General features: G+C 72.0%; 20 protein-coding genes. 13 read left to right on the forward strand and 7 right to left on the reverse strand.

Going from position 1 to position 21,060, the window contains the following annotated elements; genetic code table 11:
* The first annotated feature begins 40 nt into the window (after window positions 1–40).
* Window positions 41–565 carry a SixA phosphatase family protein gene (locus tag AAHF99_RS11805; RefSeq protein ID WP_342164508.1) on the forward strand — a complete coding sequence of 175 codons (525 nt, stop codon included), beginning with the start codon at window positions 41–43 and terminating at the stop codon, window positions 563–565.
* On the opposite strand, the gene AAHF99_RS11810 is transcribed toward AAHF99_RS11805, so the two are convergent.
* Complete coding sequence (locus AAHF99_RS11810) at window positions 562–1,551, reverse strand: alpha/beta hydrolase (RefSeq protein ID WP_342164703.1); 990 nt, start codon at window positions 1,549–1,551, stop codon at window positions 562–564. The genes AAHF99_RS11805 and AAHF99_RS11810 overlap by 4 nt on opposite strands.
* Before the next feature lie 241 nt (window positions 1,552–1,792).
* On the opposite strand from AAHF99_RS11810, the gene AAHF99_RS11815 reads away from it, so the two are divergent.
* The 3 genes from AAHF99_RS11815 (at window position 1,793) to AAHF99_RS11825 (ending at window position 5,465) form a co-directional block, all read left to right on the forward strand.
* Window positions 1,793–2,278, forward strand: coding sequence for an Hsp20 family protein (locus AAHF99_RS11815; protein ID WP_342164510.1), 486 nt, complete (start codon window positions 1,793–1,795; stop codon window positions 2,276–2,278).
* 145 nt (window positions 2,279–2,423) lie between these two features.
* Entirely contained in the window at window positions 2,424–3,416 is a 993-nt protein-coding gene (gene olsB, locus AAHF99_RS11820) for a l-ornithine N(alpha)-acyltransferase (protein WP_342164511.1), read from the forward strand.
* A 66-nt stretch (window positions 3,417–3,482) separates the two neighbouring features.
* Entirely contained in the window at window positions 3,483–5,465 is a 1,983-nt protein-coding gene (locus tag AAHF99_RS11825) for an SDR family NAD(P)-dependent oxidoreductase (protein WP_342164512.1), read from the forward strand.
* Here AAHF99_RS11825 and AAHF99_RS11830 read toward each other — a convergent pair.
* A complete protein-coding gene (locus tag AAHF99_RS11830; RefSeq protein WP_342164513.1) occupies window positions 5,457–6,374 on the reverse strand; it encodes an NAD-dependent epimerase/dehydratase family protein in 918 nt (305 codons plus the stop codon). The genes AAHF99_RS11825 and AAHF99_RS11830 overlap by 9 nt on opposite strands.
* Window positions 6,371–7,372 (reverse strand): MraY family glycosyltransferase, encoded by a 1,002-nt coding sequence (locus AAHF99_RS11835; RefSeq protein ID WP_342164514.1) that lies wholly within the window; start codon window positions 7,370–7,372, stop codon window positions 6,371–6,373. The genes AAHF99_RS11830 and AAHF99_RS11835 overlap by 4 nt, the downstream gene beginning before the upstream one ends.
* Before the next feature lie 143 nt (window positions 7,373–7,515).
* Here AAHF99_RS11835 and AAHF99_RS11840 point away from each other — a divergent pair, with 143 nt between their 5' ends.
* The 3 genes from AAHF99_RS11840 (at window position 7,516) to AAHF99_RS11850 (ending at window position 9,872) form a co-directional block, all read left to right on the forward strand.
* A complete protein-coding gene (locus AAHF99_RS11840; RefSeq protein ID WP_342164515.1) occupies window positions 7,516–7,959 on the forward strand; it encodes an RNA polymerase subunit sigma-70 in 444 nt (147 codons plus the stop codon).
* A 67-nt stretch (window positions 7,960–8,026) separates the two neighbouring features.
* A complete protein-coding gene (locus tag AAHF99_RS11845; RefSeq protein WP_342164516.1) occupies window positions 8,027–8,959 on the forward strand; it encodes a ring-cleaving dioxygenase in 933 nt (310 codons plus the stop codon).
* 139 nt (window positions 8,960–9,098) lie between these two features.
* Complete coding sequence (locus AAHF99_RS11850; RefSeq protein WP_342164517.1) at window positions 9,099–9,872, forward strand: ferredoxin--NADP reductase; 774 nt, start codon at window positions 9,099–9,101, stop codon at window positions 9,870–9,872.
* 56 nt (window positions 9,873–9,928) lie between these two features.
* Here AAHF99_RS11850 and AAHF99_RS11855 read toward each other — a convergent pair whose 3' ends face one another.
* A complete protein-coding gene (locus AAHF99_RS11855) occupies window positions 9,929–13,315 on the reverse strand; it encodes a YhdP family protein (RefSeq protein ID WP_342164518.1) in 3,387 nt (1,128 codons plus the stop codon).
* A 253-nt stretch (window positions 13,316–13,568) separates the two neighbouring features.
* Between AAHF99_RS11855 and AAHF99_RS11860 the strand changes: the two genes are divergently transcribed.
* From AAHF99_RS11860 to AAHF99_RS11885, 6 genes are all read left to right on the forward strand, one after another.
* On the forward strand, window positions 13,569–14,036 hold the full coding sequence (locus AAHF99_RS11860) for a peroxiredoxin (protein ID WP_243952910.1): 468 nt from the start codon (window positions 13,569–13,571) through the stop codon (window positions 14,034–14,036).
* Between the two features lie 149 nt (window positions 14,037–14,185).
* Complete coding sequence (locus AAHF99_RS11865) at window positions 14,186–15,313, forward strand: M23 family metallopeptidase (protein WP_342164519.1); 1,128 nt, start codon at window positions 14,186–14,188, stop codon at window positions 15,311–15,313.
* A gap of 93 nt (window positions 15,314–15,406) precedes the next feature.
* On the forward strand, window positions 15,407–15,748 hold the full coding sequence (locus AAHF99_RS11870) for a hypothetical protein (protein ID WP_243952912.1): 342 nt from the start codon (window positions 15,407–15,409) through the stop codon (window positions 15,746–15,748).
* 50 nt (window positions 15,749–15,798) lie between these two features.
* Complete coding sequence (locus AAHF99_RS11875; protein WP_342164520.1) at window positions 15,799–16,665, forward strand: DUF1206 domain-containing protein; 867 nt, start codon at window positions 15,799–15,801, stop codon at window positions 16,663–16,665.
* Window positions 16,666–16,740: 75 nt separating this feature from the next.
* Window positions 16,741–17,025 (forward strand): type II toxin-antitoxin system RelE/ParE family toxin, encoded by a 285-nt coding sequence (locus AAHF99_RS11880; RefSeq protein WP_342164521.1) that lies wholly within the window; start codon window positions 16,741–16,743, stop codon window positions 17,023–17,025.
* A gap of 34 nt (window positions 17,026–17,059) precedes the next feature.
* Entirely contained in the window at window positions 17,060–17,380 is a 321-nt protein-coding gene (locus AAHF99_RS11885) for a HigA family addiction module antitoxin (protein ID WP_342164522.1), read from the forward strand.
* Between the two features lie 7 nt (window positions 17,381–17,387).
* Here the strand turns inward: AAHF99_RS11885 and AAHF99_RS11890 are convergent, their stop codons facing one another.
* The 3 genes from AAHF99_RS11890 to AAHF99_RS11900 form a co-directional block, all read right to left on the reverse strand.
* Complete coding sequence (locus AAHF99_RS11890) at window positions 17,388–18,671, reverse strand: M16 family metallopeptidase (RefSeq protein WP_342164523.1); 1,284 nt, start codon at window positions 18,669–18,671, stop codon at window positions 17,388–17,390.
* A 54-nt stretch (window positions 18,672–18,725) separates the two neighbouring features.
* Window positions 18,726–20,135: a M16 family metallopeptidase gene (locus tag AAHF99_RS11895; RefSeq protein WP_412759874.1), complete on the reverse strand. Its 1,410-nt coding sequence runs from the start codon at window positions 20,133–20,135 to the stop codon at window positions 18,726–18,728.
* Window positions 20,136–20,307: 172 nt separating this feature from the next.
* Window positions 20,308–20,967 (reverse strand): hypothetical protein, encoded by a 660-nt coding sequence (locus AAHF99_RS11900; protein ID WP_342164524.1) that lies wholly within the window; start codon window positions 20,965–20,967, stop codon window positions 20,308–20,310.
* Window positions 20,968–21,060: the final 93 nt, after the last annotated feature.

Below are 21,060 nucleotides of genomic sequence, written 5' to 3' on the forward strand. Positions count from 1 at the left end.
CGAAGACGAACGGGTCAGACAACTCGATTGGAAACGAGAGATGCGCCGCCTCATCCTCCTCCGCCATGCCAAGTCCGACCGGCCGGCGGGCGTGCGGGACCTCGAACGGCCCCTGAACAAGCGCGGCAAGCGGGCGGCGCCCGTCGTCGGCGAGCGGATCGCGGCGGAGGGCCTGCGCCCGGACCTCGCCCTCGTCTCGCCGGCACAGCGCACGCGCGAGACCTGGGCCGCCGTGAAGGGCGCCCTCGGCGATCCGCGCGAGGAGACCGTGCCGGAGATCTACGAGGCCGCCGCCGAGGACGTCCTCGCCGCGATCCGCGCCGCGCCGGACGAGGCGGGCACGCTCATCGTCGTCGGCCACAATCCCGGCCTCGGCGACCTCGCGGTGATGCTGGCGGGGCAGGGGCCCCGGGGCCTGCGCGCCCTGCTGGCGAGCGAATTCCCCACCGCCGCCTTCGCGGTGATCGACTTCGAGGCCGAGACCTGGGCCGGGGTCGCCCCGAACCGGGGCCGGCTGGAGCATTTCGTCCGCCCCCGCGACATCGACCCCGCCCTCGCGGGCTAGACCGGCACCGGCGCCGCGTGCTGCGCGACCTCCGCATGGGTCGGGAGGTCGGTGCCCGGCATGAAGGCGTCGAAGGCCGCCCAGAAATCCTGCCGGATCGCCTCGCGCTCGCTCAGGATCTCGTGGCGGGCATCCGGCAGAACGAGGATGTGGCCCGCCTTCAGCCGCGCGGCGAAGCGCTCGGTGACGGGCGTGCCGCAGACCGGGTCGGCGCCCGCCGCGACGATCAGCGTCGGCAGGGTGATGCGCGGCGCGGCGCGGGGATGGCGCAGGCGGGCCATGGCCCGGAACGCCCCCGCGAGCCACGCGATGGTCGGATCGCCCACCGCCCCGGCGCCCACCTGCCGCGCGGCCTCGGCGTTGCGGGCGTAGCGCTCGGGATCCCGGCACAGGCGATTGCCGGCGAAGGGCTTCGTGGCGATCGAGACCGGCTTGCCGAACGGGATGTAGCGGCGGCCGAAGCCGAGGCGGTGCAGCCCCCGCGCCAGGATCGAGGCCGCGAGCGGCATGCGGATCATGCGGATCGACAGCATCGGCGCCACGGTCACGAGGCGCTTGAACGGCAGCCAGCCGTCGAGGGCGCCGGTCAGGGCGACGCAGCCGCCCATGGAATGGGCGAGGCAGAGATGCGGCCCGGGCATCGTCGTCAGCACCGAATCCGCGACGGCCAGGATGTCGAGGCGGTAATCGTCGAACCGGTCGACATGGCCCTTGTGTGGGTCGTCCACCCGCCGGTCGGAATCGCCCTGGCCGCGCCAGTCGAAGGCCACCACCGCGAAGCCGCGCCCGCGCAGGTCGCGGATCGTCTCGTAGTACTTCTCGATGAACTCGGCCCGCCCCTGGAGCAGTGTGACCGTGCCCCGGCAGCTGCGCGTGGTCGGCCGCCACGTCGCCGTGCGCAGGGTGCAATCGTCCCCCGTACCCACCGCCACGATGGTCCCGCCCGGCGGGACCGGGTTGCCCGGCGTGTCGCGCAGGCTGAGCATCGCGGGCTTGGGCCCGTCCTTGCCGTCGAACCGTGTCACCCGCGCCGACTCCCCGCCACTGCCCCCGGGGCAGCCTGATCCACGCCCCGGAAAAAATCCGTTTTCCCGGCCCGCCGGAGGGTCTTGCGACCCCGATCCGGCGCCCCGATATCCAGTCCGTGCCGGCCCTTAGGCGGCACGAGAGACCGGTCCGGCCCATTGGGCGGACCACCGAACATGTTGCTCTTCAAGAGGATATGTCATGCGTCAGTTCGATCTTGCTCCCCTTTATCGCTCCACCGTCGGTTTCGACCGCCTGTTCTCCGCCCTCGATCAGTTCGCGAGCACCGAAACCGCTCCGAGCTATCCGCCCTACAATATCGAGCGCACGGGCGAGAACGCCTACCGCATCACCGTCGCGGTGGCCGGCTTCACCGATGAGGACCTGTCGATCGAGGTTCGGGAGAATGCCCTGACCCTGCGCGGCGAGCGCAAGGGCGAGGCCGAGAAGCGCGCCGAGTTCCTGCACCAGGGCATCGCTGCCCGGGCCTTCGAGCGCCGCTTTCAGCTCGCGGACCACGTGCAGGTGACGGGCGCCGTTCTCGAGAACGGCCTGCTCCACGTCGACCTCGTCCGTGAGGTGCCGGAGGCCAAGAAGCCCCGCCGCATCGAAATCGCCTCGGGCCGCCGCCCCGCCGCGCCGGTGATCGAGGGTCAGGTCTCCGAGGGCGACCGTCGGGCCGCGTAAGCGCGCCCGCAACCTCCGCGTGAGGGAGCGCCCCGGCCATCGGCCGGGGCGTTTTCATGCGGCCCGGACTGTCATAATGCCGTGCTCACCTCATGGTGATGTCGAAACCCGCAGCGTCCGGTCGGGCGTGCGGGGCGAGGGGGCGATGGCCGCGAATCTGTTCCACCGCGAGGCGGTTGCCGCGCTGGGTGCCGGGCTGCACCGGGGCGTGCAATGGGGCGTCACGGCGCCCCTCGCCAAGCTGACGCGCCGGCCGACCCCCGCCGAGATCGCCGACGTCCTGGCCGAGGCGGATGCGATCCGCCTGCCGGAGCCCGGCGCGGACGGCCTCAAGGGCCGCAGCCTCGGGCGCATCGGCAACCTCGAGGTCCGCCTCGCCACCCGCCGCTCGGAGATCCGCCGGGCGCAGCGCCTGCGCTTCAAGGTGTTCTACGAGGAGATGTCGGCGGTGCCGACCGGCCTCGCCTCCCTGTCCCGGCGGGACGCGGATGCCTACGATACCCTGTGCGATCACCTTCTGGTGCTCGACCACGACATCCTGAAGCCGGCCAAGACGCCGTTCCGCGCCCCCCGGCCCAAGGTGGTGGGCACCTACCGGCTGCTGCGCGGCGAGGTGGCCGAGCGCCATCACGGCTTCTACTCCGAGGGCGAGTACGACCTCTCCCCCGTGCTGGCCGCGCAGGGCGGCCGCCGCCTTCTCGAACTCGGGCGCTCCTGCGTGCTGAAGCCCTACCGGGGCAAGCGCACCGTCGAATTGCTGTGGCAGGGCATTTACGCCTACGTCCTGCACCACCGGATCGACGCGCTGATCGGCTGCGCCTCCCTGGAGGGGACGGACCCGGATCGCCTCGCCCTGCCGCTCTCCTTCCTGCACCACCATGCCCGCGCCCCCGAGGCGTGGCGCGCCTGCGCCCTGCCGGAGCGGGCGGTGCGGATGGACCGGCTCTCGAAGGAGGCGGTGGACCCGAAGGCCGCGCTGCAGGCCCTGCCGCCGCTGATCAAAGGCTACCTGCGGCTCGGCGCCACCTTCGGCGACGGCGCCGTGGTGGACCGCCAGTTCGGCACCACGGACGTGTTCGTGGCGCTGCCGGTGGAGCGCATCGGCGCGCGCTACAGGGGGCACTTCGCGCCGGCCTGAGCCCGGCTGCGGCGGCCGCCTCCGTTGACAGGCCCGGCCCCGAGGCGGATACCCCCGGCCGATCCGATGCAGCAGCGCCTCGCCAAGACCGCGGTGATGGTGGCCCACGATCTCGCGGCGACCGCCGCGGCCGTGGTGCTGACCTTCCTGTTCCGCTTCCAGGGGGCGATGCTCGCCGAGCGGCTGCACGCCCTGCCGCTGCTGCTGCCGCCGTTCCTCGTCGTCGCGGGAGTCGTCTACGCCCGGTTCCGGCTCTACCGGACCAAGTGGCGCTTCGCCTCCCTGCCGGACCTCGCGGGAATCGTCCGCGCGGCGAGCGTGCTGGCCCTGGTGCTCCTCGTCGTCGATTGGGTGCTGGTCTCGGCCGATCTCTACGGCTTCTACTTCTTCGGCAAGATCGCCATTCCCCTCTACTGGGTGTTGCAGATCTTCCTGCTGGGCGGGACGCGGGCGGCGTTCCGCTACCTGAAATACACGCGCTCGCGGCAATCGAACGCCAAGGCCGCCACGGTGCCGACCCTACTGCTCGGGCGCGGCTCCGACATCGACGTGCTCCTGCGCGCCATCGAATCCGGCGCGGTGAAGAAGCTCGCGCCGCGGGGCATCCTGTCCCCCCGCCGGGACGAGGCCGGGCAGTACATGCGCGGCGTGCCCGTCCTCGGCGATTTCACCGAGCTGGAGCGGGTGGTGATGGATTGCGGCGCGCGCGGCGAGCCGATCCGCCGGCTGGTGGCGGCGCCGAGCGCGCTCGCCCCCGAATCCGCCCCCGACGACCTCATCGCCCGCGCGCGGCGCCTCGGCCTGCCCCTCGCCCGCGTGGTCGGGCTGGGGGAAGGCACGCAGGGGCCGGAACTGGCACCGCTGGAGATCGAGGACCTGCTGCTGCGCCCGACCGTGGCCATCGACCGGCCCCGGCTGGAGGGCTTCCTCACCGGCCGCCGGGTGGTGGTGACGGGGGGCGGGGGCTCCATCGGCTCCGAGATCTGCCTGCGGGCGGTGGCCTTCGGCGCCGCCGCCGTGCTGGTGCTCGAATCCTCGGAGCCGGCGCTGCACGGCATCCTCAGCCACCCGGCGATCATCGACGCGCCGGCGGAGGTGACGGGCGTCATCGCCGACATCCGCGACCGGGAGCGGACCTTCGCGGTGATCGCGGCCTTCCGGCCGGATTACGTGATGCACGCCGCCGCCCTGAAACAGGTGCCGTTCCTCGAACGGGACTGGCAGGAGGGCATTAAGACCAACGTCTTCGGCTCCCTCAACGTGGCCGAGGCCGCCGTGGCCGCCCGCGCCCGCGCCCTGGTGATGATCTCCACCGACAAGGCCATCGAGCCGGTCTCGCAACTCGGCGTCACCAAGCGCTTCGCGGAGATGATCGCCCAGTCCCTCGACGCGGCGCAGGCCCGCCTGCCCGGCCACCCGACCCGGCTGATCGCCGTGCGCTTCGGCAACGTGCTCGGCTCGGCGGGCTCGGTGGTGCCGGTGTTCAAGGCGCAGATCGCCCGGGGCGGCCCGTTGACCGTGACCCACCCGGACATGGTCCGCTACTTCATGACCGTGCGCGAGGCCTGCGACCTCGTGCTCACCGCCGCCTCCCATGCCGACGGCGAGGCGCGGGCGGACGGGGGCGAGCAGGCCGCCGTCTACGTGCTGAAGATGGGCCAGCCGGTGCGCATCGCCGAACTCGCCGAGCGGATGATCCGGCTCGCGGGGTTCGAGCCCGGCACCGAGATCGAGATCGCCTATACCGGCGCCCGGCCCGGCGAGCGGCTGAACGAGATCCTGTTCGCCCGCGAGGAGCCGCGCATCGGCCTGCCCGGCATCGAGGGCGTGATGGCGGCCCAGCCGATCTTCGCCGACCGGCCCCGCCTCGACGCCTGGATCGCCCGCCTGCGCGCCGCCGTGGAGAGCGGCGACCGGGCGGCGGCGGATGCGGTGTTCGAGGAGGCGGTGCCGCATTTCCGCGAGCGCGGGGCGGCGAAGGCGGAGGCCGCCGCGCTGCCCGGCTCACCGATGATCCCCGCCGCCGCCGAGCCCGTGGCCCTAGGCTGAGCGCGCCAGCCGCGCCAACCCCTCCCGCGTCGGCATGGCCGGCTGCCAGCCGAGGCGCGCGAGGCCGTCGCTGCGGGCGACGAGGCCCCCCGCCACCCGGTCGAACAGCTCCCCACGCCCCGTGAGGCGGCAGGCGAGGCCGATCAGCGGCTCCGGCACCGGCAGCAGCCCCGGCCGCCGGCCGAGCCCGTCGCGCAGGGCGGCGATCATCTCCGGCAGGGTCAGCGGGTCCGGGTCGGCGGCGATGAACGGCGCCCGCAGGGGCTCCGGCGTCCGCAGCAGCGTATCCACCGCCGCCGCAAGGCTCTCCACCGAGATCAGCGAGCGCTGGGCCCCCAAGCCTCCCAGCGGCAGGGGATAGGGCGAGCCGGCGAGCCGCAGCAGCGCCTCCAGATTGCCCTTCGCGCCGGGGCCGTAGACGAGGACCGGCCGCAGCGCCGCCCAGTCGAGCCCGGTGGCGGCGAGCGCCTTTTCGGCCTCGCGCTTCGAGCGGCCATAGGGGTCGGTGGGGCGGGGCTCGTCCGCCTCCGTGACGATGCCGGGGGCGGTCGCCCCCGTCTGGGCGCGGATCGAGGACAGGAACACGAAGCGGCGCACCTTTGCCCGCTCGGCGGCCTGGGCGAGGCGGGCCGTCGCCTCGGTGTTGAGGGTGCGGTAATCGTCCTCCGGCGCGCCGGACATGGCGTGGGCGAGGCCGGCGGAATGGACCACCGCGTCCACGTCCGACAGGGCGGCGGCCATGTTGATCGGCCGGGTGAGATCGCCCACCACCGCGCTCGCCGCCCCCGGCGGCACCTCGACCGGCCGGCGCAGCAGCACCCGCACCCGGTAGCCCCGCGCCGTCAGCGCCGCGAGGAGGTGGCGGCCGATGAAGCCCGTCGCCCCGGTGAGCGCCACGAGACCGGTCATGAGGCAATTCCCGCGAAGCGCCGCAGCAGGAGGGCGACGATCCCGCACCCCGCCGCGAGGGCGGCGAGCGAGACCGGCCAGGACGGCCATACCACGCTCGCGGCCGCGAGGCCCGCCAGCGCGAGGTTCGCCAGGAACACCCGCCCCACCACGCCCCGGACGGTGAGGCCGTTCACCGTCGCCCGCTGGTAGAAATGGGAGCGATGCGCCTCCCAGACGCGCTCCCGCCGCCTCGCGCGGGCGGCGAGGGTGAGGCTCGCATCCGCGAGGTAGACGAGCGGCAGCAGGAGCGCCGCCGCGAAGCCGCCGGTCGCCGCGAGGTGCCAGAGCAGCCACGCCGTCACGAGGCCCACGGGCAGGGAGCCGACATCCCCGAGGAAGAGGCCCGCCACCGGCCGGTTGAACGGTGCGAAGCCGAGCATCGCCCCGAGCAGGGAGGCCGCCACCAGGGTCGGCAGCAGGGGCAGGGTTCCGGCGAGGCCGAACAGGACGAGGGCCGCCGAGACGGGGACGATCTCGGCCACCGTCATCCAGTCGAGCCCGTCCATGAAGTTCGTGAGGTTCACGAACCACAGGCCGGCCAGCGTCGCGAGGGCGCGTTCCAGCCACAGGGGGATCTCCGGCACGAGCCGCCCGTCGAGATGGGAGACCAGCAGCCCGACGACGAGGACCTGCACCGCCAGCCGGGGCAGGGCCGGGAGCGGGCGCAGGTCGTCCACCGCCCCGAGGACGGCGAGGGCCAGGGTGCAGCCCGCGAGCCAGGTCCAGGCCTCGCGCGGGCCGACCTCCGGCGCCCCGGCCAGGAGCCCCGAGACGGTCACGAGGGCCGTCACCACCGCGATGCCCCCGCCCTGCGGCGTCGGCTCGGTGTGGCTCGACCGGGCGTTCGGCCGGGCGAGGGCGTAGCGGCGCAGCAGCGGCATCAGCCGCAGGATCAGCCCCGCCGAGAGGGCGGCGGCGAGCGGCGCGGCGATGAGGGGAATCCAGGCGAAGGTCATGCTGCGGCGGGGCTGTAGCCCGGCCCGCGCCGCCGGGCCAGGGCCGTTTCCGGTGGATGAATGACCGGCGTCCTTGCGCAACTTCGCCGTTCCCGGCACGTTCTCTCCCTGAGACGAGGCTGGGCCGACGGAGGACGGCGCCCATGGCGACGCTCAAGGAATTCGAGGAAGCCCTGCGCGAGCACGGCATGAACATGGCGCTGGCGCTGCTGGAGCGCCTGCGGGAGCGCGACCGCGCGACCCGCACGGTGAAGCCCGCCCGGCGCCTCTCGGGGCAGAAGATGACCCCGGAACTCGCCCGCTCGATCCTGGAGCTTCACGCCAGCACGGGCATGACCCAGCAGGAGATCGCCTTCAAGGTCGGCGTGAACCAGGGCCGCGTGAACGAGGTCATCAAGCGGGGCAAGTGGCTCACCGACGATCCGCACGCCCCCGAGGCCGTGGCCCGCGACCGAGCCGTCGCCCGGCTGCGCGGCGATCCGAAGCCGCGCAAGCCCGCCTCGACCAAGCCGCCGGTCAAGGCCAAGGAGAAATCCGCCCCGACGGGACGCCGCAACCAGGGGCAGCTCGTCTTCGGGGACCTGTAGGGCGGACTCGCAAAGGTCGCCTCGGGCCGCCATGTGTGGCGGACGTTCGGCACGACCCCGAGAGACCATGAACCTCACCGGCATCCACCATCTGACGGCCGTCACCGCTTGCGCGGCGGACAACCTCGCCTTCTACACGGAGGTGCTCGGCCTGCGGCTCGTGAAGCAGACGGTGAACCAGGACGACGTCTCCGCCTACCACCTGTTCTACGCGGACGGGCTCGCGAGCCCCGGCAGCGACATCACCTTCTTCGACTGGCCGGCGCCCCCTGAGCGGCGGGGCGCGAACAGCATCGTCCGCACGCACCTCCGGGTGGCGGGCGGCCTGGACGGCTGGTGCGAACGCCTCGACCGGGCCGGCGTGACGCGCAGCGCACCCGAGACCCGCGACGGACGCCTCACCCTCGACTTCGAGGATCCGGAGGGCCAGCGCCTCGCCCTGGTGGACGACGGCGGCGCGGGCGAGGCCCATCCCTGGGACCGCTCGCCGGTCCCGGCTCCCGAACAGATTCGCGGCCTCGGGCCGATCCGCCTCGCGGTGGCCCAGCCGGAGCGCACGGGCGCCGTGCTGACCGACGTTCTGGGCATGCGCCGGGAGCGGGGCTTCGATGCGCTGGAAGGGCGGGTCGAGGTTTTCGCCATGGGTCCCGGCGGCCCGGCGGCGGAGATCCAGCTTCTGCGCGACACCTCCGCTCCGGCGCGGGCGGGGGCCGGCGGCGTCCACCATGTCGCCTTCCGCATCCCCGATGCCGAGTACGACGCCTGGGCCGACCGGCTGCGGGCGAACCGCGTCCCGTCGAGCGGGCCGGTGGACCGTTACTACTTCCGCAGCCTGTATTTTCGCGAGCCGAACGGCATCCTGTTCGAGATCGCCACCGATGGGCCGGGCTTCGCCGCCGACGAGCCCCTGGAGACGCTTGGCGAACGCCTCGCCCTGCCGCCGTTCCTCGAACCGCGCCGGGCCGCCATCGAAGCAGGGCTCAAGCCCCTGCGGCGTTAAGAAATTCGAACGATTCCAGGAGGTTCACTTCTGCGCGCGGTGTGGCGTCGCGTGCCTTGACGCGCGTGCCGCAGCGCGGGAAAAGCCAGCCAAATCCGAAATCGCCAGACCATGCCAGGCTGTGGGGACTGATGCCGCGATGAGCAAGTATTACGAAGAGCGGGTGCTGTCGGTGCACCACTGGACCGACACACTGTTCTCGTTCCGCACCACGCGGGATCCCGCTTTCCGCTTCCGCAACGGCGAATTCACGATGATCGGCATGGAGGTCGAGGGGCGGCCGCTCCTGCGCGCCTATTCGGTCGTCTCGGCCAATTACGAGGACGAGCTGGAGTTCTTCTCCATCAAGGTGGCGAACGGCCCGCTCACCTCGAAGCTCCAGCATCTCAAGGTCGGCGATCCGATCATCGTCGGCAAGAAGCCCACCGGCACCCTGGTGCTCGACAACCTGCTGCCCGGCCGGCACCTCTACCTCCTCGGCACCGGCACCGGCCTCGCGCCCTTCCTGTCGATCATCAAGGACCCCGAGACCTACGACCGGTTCGAGAAGGTCGTGCTGGTCCATGGCTGCCGGCAGGTGCAGGAACTCGCCTATGGCGAGACCATCACGCAGGACCTGCCGCAGCACGAGTTCCTGGGCGAGATGATCGCGCAGCAGTTGATCTACTACCCCACCGTGACCCGCGAGCCGTTCCGAAACCGCGGCCGGATCACCGACCTGATGGTGTCGGGCAAGCTGTTCGAGGATATCGGCCTGCCGCCGATGTCGAAGGACGCCGACCGCTTCATGCTCTGCGGCTCGCCGGACATGATCCGCGACACGCGCCAGCTCCTGGCCGATGGCGGCTACGAGGAAGGCAACCACGGCGAGGCCGGTCACTTCGTGATCGAGAAGGCCTTCGTCGAGAAGTAAGCCCCCCGCGCTGACGGAACCGGGCCCGGTGCGAGAAATCGCGCCGGGCTTTTTCGTCAGCGATCGCCGGACGGTGCGCCGGGCATGCCCTCGGCGAAGGGGCCGCCGCCCGCGCTGAACAGCTTGCGCAGGAAGCCCGGCGCGATGGCCGAGAGGGGGTTCACGGTCACGTCCGGGCTCGACAGCCGGCCGGACACGCGGAAATTCACGGCGAACAGCCCCTCGTTGTTTCCGCCCCCGAGGAGGGGCCCGACGATCGGCAGTTGCGCGGCGACGTTGTTCAGCCCGTAGAGCGGCACGAAGGTGCCATTGATGTCCGTGCGCTCCCGGCCCGTGTCGAGCCAGCCCGACAGGGTGAAGCCCAGCGCCGCGTTCGAGATCGCCGCATCGGTGAAGTCCACCCGCGTCCCCGTGCGCACGAAGTTCGCGCGCATCCGGTCGAAGGTGACGGAGCCGGTGGAGGGCGCCGGGGCCGGCGCCGCCTTGCGCCCGCGCGGGGTCGGCGGCGGCGGCTCGGCTTCGGCCGGGTCCGGCCCCTGGGCCATGATGCTCGACAGGGCCGGCTCGTTGCGCAGGGAGAAGTCGCGGATCTGCACCACGCCCGTCTGCGGCCCGTCGTTCAGCCCGATCCCGGCGGCGAGGCGCCCGCCATACATCTTCTTGTAGATGTCGAGGAAGCGCAGCGTCGCCCCCGCATCGGCCGATTCCACGGCGAGGGTCGGTGCGCCGCGCTCGCCGCGCGTCACGTTCGCCACCAGCGGCGACGAGCGGAAGCGGCCGGAGATCGTGCCCGAGCGCAGGTCGTGGCCGCGTAAGGAAAGCTTGAAGTTGGCGCTGGTGATCGCCTCGTCGTTGAAGCCGGTGACGATCGGCACCTGGATGTCGGCCTCGATATCCTTCGGCGCCGCCTCCTTGCCGCCCTTGCCGTCCGGCCCGGAGAGGGATTTCAGGAACGGTCGTGCATCCAGCACTGCGCCGCGCACCACCACCTTGTAGGTGCTGCCGCTGCGGTCGACCACGACGCGCAAATCGTCCCCCGGCGAGAGCTTCACGCTGGTGAGTTCGGCCCGCTCCAGGCCGCCCTCGGTGGAGAGCGTGGCGCTGCCCCGCACCGAGGCCTGCCCGGCATCGACGGCGATGTCGCGCAGGTCGTAGCCGCCCTCGCGCTCGGTGAGGGTCATGGCCATCTTGCCCGCCCGGCCCGACGGCTTGGTGAAGCCCGGCAGGATCCCGTCGATCCCCGCCTTGGTGAGGTCGGCCTCGATCCGCACGGGGGTCTTGGTCGCGCCCGACTTGCCGAAGGCGATCACCGCCTTCACCGGCACGGTGCCGGTGAGTTGCGGCGCGGCCGGCAGGCCCTTCTTCACGCGCAGGGCGTCGTCGAGGGCGAGGCTCACCACCGCCTCGCCCGGTGCCCCGATCTTGGCCTGATGCATCTCGACGGTGATCGGCGCGCCGCCGACCCGGCCCTCGCCCTTCACGGCGACGGCGCCCTTGTCGTAGCTCACCGCGAAGCGGCCCGCCTCCAGCCGGTCCTTGCCGACGACCTTGTCCACGGACAGGTCGGTGAGCGAGCCCGACAGGGTGATCGGCATGTCCGCGAGGTCGGGGATGTGCTTGAGGTCGAGGGGGAAGTCGACGCGCAGGTCGACATTGCCCTTCACGGTCGCCGGCTCGACCTCGGCGCTGAGCACGCTCTTGAACAGCTTCGATTCGAGGACGCTGGCGAGGCCGTCCGCGCCGCCGGAGAGCCGAAGGCCGATCTGCGCCACCACGTGGTCGGGGTTGGCATCCGCGATCACGAAGCTGCCGTCCGAGAGGGAGACGGAGCGCCCGTCGGCGCCGCGCACCTCGGCGGTCACGTTGCGGATCGCGGTGGAGCGGCCGGTGATCAGGCCGGTGACGGTGCCCTTCACGATGGGCGGCGCGTCCGCCGAGACGTCGATGGCCGCGTCCGAGACCCGGAAGGCGATGTTCAACCCCTTGTCGGGAAGGGGCGCGCCCTTGGTCGCCTCCGCGATCTCCGTGCCGGTCATCACGACCTTCATGTCGGCATTGTCGACATGGCCGCCGCGGAGCTGGTCCGCGAGGTAGTAGCGCACGGCCGGGGCGATGTGTTCGGGCCAGAGGCGCAGGAAGGTCCGCACCTCGCCTTCGCTCGCGAGGATGTGCAGGTTGATGCCGCCGTCGTCGGCCTCGGTGCCGACCGTGCCGGTGATGTGCCCCTTCACGCCGGGGCCGGAGAGGGCGAAATCGTCGATGACGATGCCGCCGTTGCGGCCCGTGAGGCGGGTGTCGAGGCTGTCGATCCGCACCGGCACGTCCTTCGACGTCGCCCCGCGCAGGGTGCCGTCGCGGCCGGAGAGCGAGGCCGTCCAGGCGGAGTCGGCGCCGGGCGGGCTCTGGGCCCAGTTGCCGGTGAGATGGAGCGTGTTGCCGCCGCCCACGTAGTCGAGGGCGCTGAGGGCCATGGTCCGGGCGGCCTCGTCCCAATCGAGGGTGGCGCTCAGGTCGTCGATCGTGACCGGGTTGAAATCCTTCTCCTCGATGAGGAACGTACCCTCGCCGGTATGAACCTTGGCGCTCATCGTGGTGATGGCGCCGTTCTTCAGGGCCACGTCGGCGCGGGCCGAGAGCTTCAGGTCCGTGGTGAGCGGCAGGCCGGACTGGCCCGCGAGCAGCAGGAGATCGGTGACGGGCAGGTCGTCCAGGCTGATGCGGCCGGAGCGGGCGCCGTCGCCGTTCTCGTGCAGGCTGCCGCCGAAGCGCCACTCGCCGTGCGGGCCGTCGAGGCGCAGTTCGAAGCTGCGGGTGCCGTTCACCGGATCGCGCCCGAACAGGCCGTTGACCCGGGCGAAGACCGCCCGCTCCCGGCCATCGTCGTCGATGAGGCGCATCCGCGCGTCGGTGATCCGCGCCCGGTCGAGGGCGCCGACCACGCCGCCGGGATCGAGCACCACGCCGAAGATCGAGGCGAGGGCCGCCGAGAGGGGCGAGACGTTGCCCCGGGCCGCATCGACGCTCGGGGGCGTGTGCGGCTCGATGTCGACGGGCTGGGTCGCCTCGGAGGCGGCGAAGGCGATGGAGCCGTCCTTGTGGACGAGGGCCGTGGTCTGGGTGTCGCGGAACTCGATGGAGCGCGGCTTCAGGCTCAGCGTCAGCAGGCCCCAGGGGTCGAGGCTGACCAGGGCCAGCGGCGCGCGCACCACCAGCGCCCCCTGCGGGTTGCGGATGTCGAGCCCGGTGAAGCGCAGGGCGAGCGCGTTCTCGCGGTCGAGTTCGAGGCTGCTGCCGCGGAGCGCGATCGACCAGCCGGGGCCGATCCGCTCGGCCACCGCCTTGGCCACGGCGGCCGACAGGCCGTCGATCCGCATCGGGCCGTTGGACAGGCGGATCGCCGCGACCCCGATCACGAGGCCGAGCAGCGTCACGGTGCCGACCATGCCCAGAAGGCAACGCCAGCCCCAATGCCGTTGTCCCTGCCTCGTCGGGCGACTCGTGATCTTCAGATCCGCCATCGAGCCCCTTGGTCCGGGTGTTCTCGTTCGGTGATCGCAGGGCGGGACGGGATTCCCGCTTGCGGTGAATCGGTGCGCATGCGGCCTTTACAGCGGCGGCGCGCCGGGCTTGGCTGTCCGGGCGGGGCGCCGGAACTGGCGTTCACCCACACCATCAATCGGCCGAAAGGAAGGCACGATGGCCTTGAGCGAGGGGGCTGCCGCCCCGGATTTCGACCTGCCCGCCTCGGGAGGAGGGCGCATCGCACTGGCTGCGCTCAAGGGACACAAGATCGTGTTGTACTTCTATCCTAAGGACGACACGAGCGGTTGTACTCTGGAAGCGCAGGGATTCAACGCCCTTCTGCCGGCTTTCGAGACGGCTGGAGCGCGAATCATTGGAATGTCGCCCGATCCGGTGAAGAGCCACGACAGGTTCTGCGGCAAGTACGGGCTCGCCTTCCCCCTCGCCTCGGACGAGGACAAGGCGGTGCTCGGCGCCTACGGCGTCTGGGTCGAGAAGAGCATGTACGGGCGCAAGTACATGGGCGTGGAGCGGACCACCGTCCTGATCGACCGGGAGGGCACGGTCGCGCGCATCTGGCCGAAGGTGAAGGTGCCGGGCCATGCCGAGGAGGTGCTCGAGGCTGCCCGCGCCCTGCCGTAGAGGAATAGGGTCCGCACGGATCCTTAACCCTGATCGGGTCTGAATACGGGGAACGCCTTCGAGCCTCCCGAATGATTCGAACGACTTCCGCGCACATACAGGATGGGGCGCCCCGGCGCCTCAGGCCGTGGCTCGGCGCGGGACTCGCGGTGAGCCTGCTCTGGTCGGGCACCGCGACCTACCTCGTCCTGTTCCGGGACGAGGCGCTCGGCCGGATCGTGGCCGGGCAGGTGGCGATGCGCAACGCCTACGAGGCGCGGATCGCCGGGCTGCAGGAGCGCGTCGACGGCGCCCGGCAGGAGGGCGCCGAGGCCCGGGCGAGCCTCGCCGCGCGGGTGCAGGGCGCCCTCGACCGGCAGGCCGAGCTGGAGCGCCGCCAGGCCGCCCTCTCGGGCCTGATCGACACCGCCGCCACCGGATCCCTTCCCAGCCCGGCAAGGGCCTACGCCGCCCCCCTGACCGGGTTCGAATTGCGGCAGGACTCCGCCGCCGAGGCTACCCCAGCACCCTGGCCTGCCCCTTTGCCCGACCGCCGCAGCGCCCTGGAGACCGAAGATGGGCTGATCCGCCTCGAAGCCCGCCTCGGCGGGCTGGAGGAGGCACAGGGCGCCCATCTCGGGCGCCTCGCGCGGGGCGCCGAGACCGGCATCGCGCGCCTGCGCGCCGTCGTCGCCCGCGCCGGGATCGATCCGTCGCGCCTGCTGCCGCCCGCGCCGGGCGAGCGGGTCGGCGGCCCCCTCGTGCCCCTCGACGCGACGGCCATCCAGCAGCAGGGCTTCGACGGCGGCCTGAGCCTCGTCGGCCGGCTGATCGGCAACGGCCAGCGCCTGCGGCAGGCCGTCGGGGACCTACCCCTGCGCAAGCCGCTCTCCGGCGAATCCAGCCTGTCGAGCCCGTTCGGGCCCCGGCTCGACCCGTTCACCCGGGGCCTCGCCCTGCATACCGGCCTCGACTTCAAAGCCGAGTACGGCGAGCCGGCGCGGGCCACGGCGCCGGGCGTCGTCACCGAGGCCGAATGGGCCGGCGGCTACGGCAACATGGTCGAGCTCACCCATGGCCACGGCCTCGCCACCCGCTTCGGCCACCTCGCCCGCATCGTGGTGCGGCCGGGCCAGCGCGTCGCGGCGGGCGACGTGATCGGCTATGTCGGCTCCACCGGCCGCTCCACCGGCGCGCACCTGCATTACGAGACCCGGATCGACGGCGAGCCGGTGGATCCGCAGCGCTTCCTGGAAGCCGGCCGCTCCCTCGACGGCCTGCGCCTGGGCGGCGGCTGATCGCCCCTCCGGCCACGGAGAACTCGACGGCGGCACGCCTTTGCGCGACATCTGGCGGGATAGCGGATTCTCCAACGCGCGAGCGCAGTGCCCTTGCCCCACTTCGATGACTTCTACGCCGCCAAGCTGCGCGGCTCGCTGGGCGTCACGGACGCCGAATCGGTGCTCGACCTGCGCGGGGCCAACAAGGCGACGGCCGAGGCGTCCCTGCGGGAGATGATCGAGCGCAGCCGCTTCGCGAAGGGCAAGACCGTCGCCGTGCGGCTCGACCCCCCGCCGGAGGGCGGCGGCGAGACCCTGTTCCAGCCGGCCGGACGGCTTCTCCTCGACGCCAAGCGCCGGGGCCTCGTGGAGCGCCTGCAGACCTTGCCGGCCCAGGACGGGCTCGGCTTCTACGTCGCCCTCACCGGCCGGGCCGAGAAGGCGGGGGCCTGAACGGATGGCCGCGCTCGCGCGTTGAGCGGGGTCCACATAGCCCCGGTCCCATGCCCAGCGTCCCGTCTGCGAAGACCATCCCCGGCGGGCGCAACGCCCTCGAACGCCTCGCCCGCTACGGCTACGGCGCGCGGGGCACCGTCTACGTCCTCGTGGGCGGCCTCGCCCTGCTGGCGGCCTTCGGCGGCGGGCGGCCGGGGGACAGCCATGACGCCCTGCGCACCGTCCTCGTCGGGCCGTTCGGCGCCGTGCTCGTCGGGCTGATCGCGCTGGGGCTCCTCGCCTTCGCCCTGTGGCGCGCGGTGGAGGCGGTGACGGATGCCGACCGGCGCGGCACCTCCCTGAAGGGCCTCGTGACGCGCGGCGCCCACCTCGTGAGCGCGCTGCTCTATCTCGGGTTGGCCGGCACGGCGGCCTCGCTCTGCCTGGGGCTCGGCTTCGGCGGGGGCGACGGCGTGCATGACGGCACGGCGTGGCTGCTGGCCAAGCCGATGGGCCGGTGGCTGGTGGCCCTGGTCGGCCTCGCCGTGGCGGGCACGGCGATCGGCTACCTCGCCCGCGCCTGGAAGGGCGACACGACGGCCCGCCTCGCCCTCGACGGGGAGGCGCGGCGGCGCTGGGCCGAGCCGACCGGCCGGTTCGGCTATGCGGCGCGGGGGGTGGCGTTCCTGATCATCGGCGGCTTCGTCGCCGCCGCCGCGTGGTACCAGAGTTCGGCCGAGGCGAAGGGCCTCGGCGACGCCTTCGTGCTGCTGCGGCGTCAGCCCTACGGCACGGCGCTCCTCGCCCTGGTCGCCGCCGGCCATATGGCCTTCGGCGCCTTCGGCCTCATCCAGGCCCGCTACCGCCACATCGACGCCCCTGACGTCGACAGAGTCGACGACGAGGCGGTGGCGGCGGTGCGCCGGCTGGCCTGAACGGGACAACACTGGGATCACCCTTGACCGTTTTGTATCACTGAGTGATACAAAACGTGACGGGTGGGACGTACGGTGGCGATTCTCAGCTTTGCGAACGAAACGACGGAGGCAGTCTTCGATGGCCGGCATCCCAAAGGACTACCGGCTTCGATTCTCGTGACGGCGCGGCGCAAGCTCCGTCAGATCCATGCCGCCGCCTCGCTCAACGATCTGAGGGCGCCCCCTGGCAACAGGTTGCACCCGCTCACCAGGGAGCGGGCAGGCCAACATGCGATCCGAATCAACGATCAGTTTCGGATCTGCTTACGGTGGACCGAGAGAGGTCCGGCAGAGGTCGAGATCGTCGATTATCACTAAGCGGGGCATCGCCCCACTCCGCGAGGAGATACTGATGGCTATCGCATACGAAACCGATACGGTCCTTCCGCCACTCCACCCCGGTGAGGTGCTGCGCGAGGAGTTCCTGATCCCGCTCGGCCTGTCGGCAGGGGAGGTGGCGCGCGCCTGCCATGTGCCGCGGACCCGCATCGAACGGATCGCCGCCGAGCAGATCGGCATCTCGACGGACACGGCCCTCCGGCTCGGCCGGTACTTCGGCACGAGCCCGGATTTCTGGCTCAATCTGCAACGCCAGTATGAGGTCGAGACGCTGACCCGCAGCGTCGGCTCAGAGATCGCGCAGATCGCCCCCCTGAGCCGCGAAGCGGCCTGACCCGGCCTCAGAGCCCCACGGGGCGGCCGGCGGCGACGACGAGCATCTTGCCGTCGGCGAAGGTGCGGGCGGCGGCGCGGCGGATGTCGGCCTGGGTCACGGACTCCACCATCGCGTTGCGGCGGGCGATGTAGTCCATGCCCAGATCCTCAAAGGCGATCTGCACCAGCTGGTGCGCGATCTTGGTCGAGGTGTCGAAGCCCAAAGCGTAGGACCCGGTGAGGTAGTCCTTGGCCTTCTGCAACTCCTCGTCGGAGGGGCCTTCCGTGATGAGCCGGCCGATCTCGTCGCCGATCACCGACAGGGCCTCGCCGACGCGCTCGTTCTTGGTGGCGGTGTAGCCCCAGATCATCGCCGCCGAGCGGTGGCTGACCAGCGACGTCCCGACCGAATAGGCGAGGCCGCGCTTCTCGCGCACCTCCTGGAACAGGCGCGAGGTGAAGGCGCCGCCGCCGAGCACATGGTTCAGCACGTAGGCCGGGATGAAGTCCGGGTCGCGCCACGGGATGCCGGCCATGCCGAAGCGGATGACCGATTGCGGCACGTCGAGATCGACCACGATCTTGCGGTCGAGTTCCTTGATCTGCGTGCGCGGCACGGCGGTCAGGGCGCCGGCCTCGGGCAGGGTGCCGAAGGCGCGGGTGAGAGCTTCCGCCAGGGCCTCGGCCCCGATGGCGCCCACCGCCGCGACCTTGATCCGCCCGCGCCCGATCAGGCGCGCATGCATGGCGAGGATGTCCTCGCGGGTGATCGCCGCGACGCTCTCGATCGTGCCCGACGAGGGCCGGGCATAGGGATGCCCGTCGAAGGCTTCCTTGAAGAACCGGCGGGAGGCCATCACGCCCGGATCGTTCTGCTGGTAGCGCAAACCCGCCATCACCTGCGCCCGCACGCGCTCGATGGCGTCCGGGTCGAGGCGGGGCTTGGCCAGCGCCAGGGCGAGGAGGTCGATGGCCTCGTCCGCGTGCTTGAGCAGCATCTTCAGCGAGCCGCCCAACGCATCGGGGCCGGCATGGAAGGAGAGCTCGATGGCCCGCGCGGCCAGCCGCTCCTGGAAGGCATCGGAGGTCAGGTCGCCCGCGCCCTCGTCGAGGAGACGGGCCAGCATCTGCGCGCAGCCGGCCTTGCCCTCGGGGTCCTGGGCGGCGCCGCCCTCGAAGGTGAAGGACAGGGCGATCATCGGCACGACGTTGGACTCGACGTGCCACGCCTCGACGCCGGGAACGGCCACGACCGGCAAGGCCGTCGTGGGGCTCGTGGCGTTCTGCGTGTCGGTGTCGGCCAGGTTCATGGCAGCCTCGTGTGTTCTCGTTGCGGTCGCGGGCGGGAGGCGGTTCGGACGAACCTACTCGGCGGCCAGCGCGACCGGGGCGTCGGGGTCCCGGGCCTTGGTGAGGTAGCCGGTCACGGAACGGGCGGGGGAGAGCCAGCGCTCGCAGGCCGCCTGAAGGCGCTCCCGCGACACCGCCTCGATGTCCGTCGGCCAGCGGCGGACGTCCTCGATGGATTCGCCGATGGCCAGCGCCGAGCCGTAGATGCGGGCGAGGGAGGACTGGCTGTCCGACGAGTAGACGGTCTCCGCCACGAGGCGGGTCTTGGCCCGCTCGATCGCGTCGGGGGCCAGCGCGTCCGAGGGGGCGCGGGCCAGCACCCGGTCGAGGGCGGCTTCCAACTGCTCCAGGCTCACGCCCTCGGCGGGCACGGCGTAGACGGAGAAGCGGGTGTCGTCGATGGCCGAGCCCATGTACCAGGCGCCGGCATTCACCGCGATGCCCTGCTCCAGTACCAGCTTGCGGTAGAGGTAGGAGGTCGAGCCGCCGCCCAGCACCTCGGCCAGCAATTCGAGGTCGTGGCAGCCGCCATCCGTGGCGGTGATGCAGGACGGGGCCAGATAGAGCCGCTGCAGGGTCGGCTGCTCGACCTTCGGGTCGGCCACCGAGACCCGGCGCAGGGCGCGGGGCTCCGGCTCGCGGGGGCGGCGGCGCTCCGGGCGGGCGCCGCGCGGGGCGACGCGGCCGTAGGTGTCGTCGGCCAGCCGCCGCACCTCGTCCGGGGTCACGTCGCCGGCCACGATCAGGATCGCGTTCTCGGGCGTGTAGAAGCGGTTGTAGTAGTCGAGGGCGTGCTCGCGGTTCAGCCCCTCGATCTCGTGCATCCAGCCGATGATCGGGATGCCGTAGGGGTGGTGCACGAAGAGCGAGGCCGCCATCGCCTCGGAGAGCTGGGCGGAGGGGTCGGTCTCGACCCGCATCCGGCGCTCCTCCAGCACCACATCGCGCTCGGGCGCCACCACCGCGTCGTCGAGGACGAGGCCGTGCATCCGGTCCGCTTCGAAGGCCATCATCGTGCCGAGATGGTCACGGGCGACCCGCTGGAAATAGGCGGTGTAATCGTAGCTGGTGAAGGCGTTCTCCTGGCCGCCGAGGCCGGAGACGGCCTTCGAGAAGGCGCCCACGGGGTGCTTCTCGGTGCCCTTGAACATCAGGTGTTCGAGGAAGTGAGCGATGCCGGACTGGCCGAGCGGATCGTCCGCCGACCCGTTGCGGTACCAGATCATGTGGGTCGCCACGGGCGCCCGGTGATCGGGCACCACCACCACGTCGAGGTTGTTGTCGAGGGTGAAGGACGAGACCTCCGGCCCGCCCGCCTCGGAGCCCCCGAAGGCGGCGGCCTCCCCCCGCCCGGCGGTGGCCGCGAAGCGGGCGCCCCGCATCGGGGGGAAGAGGGTCGGCGTGCCCGTCCTGAAGAGGTGCATCAAGCTTGTCCTTACCCGGCTCCGCCCTCGGCGACCCTTCCCTGACGGGGGGCCGGAACGCGGAGCCTTTGCGATTCCCGGCGGCAAGAGCCGTACCGGGAAAGTCCCTATGTTGCCGTCGTCGGCCCGTGTCGCAACTGCGCCACGGTATCCCGCACGGACGCGCCCGGCCTCAGCGCCGCTGCTGCGACCGGAGGTAGGCGCCCGGATCGGCCTCCTCGCGCTCGGCGCTGGCGTTCTTCACCGGCTCGCCCTCGGTGCGCACGAGCTTCTTCGGCGCCTGCCGGTAGCCCTTCGGCGGCTCGACCAGCGTCTCGCGGGTCGGCTCGACATCCGAAGCCTGCTTGTCCTCGCTCTTGCCCTTGAACAGTTCGAGCGGGTCGAGCCACGAGGCGCGGCGGGCGTTGTCGCCGGGCTTGTCCTCGGCCTCGGTGGTGAGGTTCGCCCCGGCGCGGCGGCCGGCACGCATCTCATCGACCGACATGGTCGCGTTGTTGTCGTTGTAGCGGCCGGCGGTCTGGTTGCCCTTGGGCACCCGGCGCTCCTCGACCTCGCGCTCGCGGGCGACGATCTCGGGATCCTTCGGCCAGGCCGCGTTCTTGGCGCGGGCACGGGGCGCGGGGAGGGCGTTGCCGTCGAGCTTCGGCGGCATCACCAGCGGCGCGCGCTCGTGATAGTCGATCGGCGCCTGCGGCTTTTCGAGGAGGCCGATGCCGGAGAGGGCGTCGCGCATCAGCTCGCCGCTCTGCTGCGCCTGGGCCGAGCCCGCCGCGACGACCGGAAAGAGGGCCGCCACGGAGAGGAGGAGTCGAAGCCTGCGTTGCGCGCTCATGCTACCTCACGGGTGCCGGCCGAGGATTCGGCGCGGGGACGGCCGCCACGCGGCCTGATCCGACGGAGACCGGGGTGAAACCGGTTTCCGGCG

The organism is Methylobacterium litchii, from assembly GCF_038442315.1.
GTDB lineage: Bacteria > Pseudomonadota > Alphaproteobacteria > Rhizobiales > Beijerinckiaceae > Methylobacterium > Methylobacterium litchii.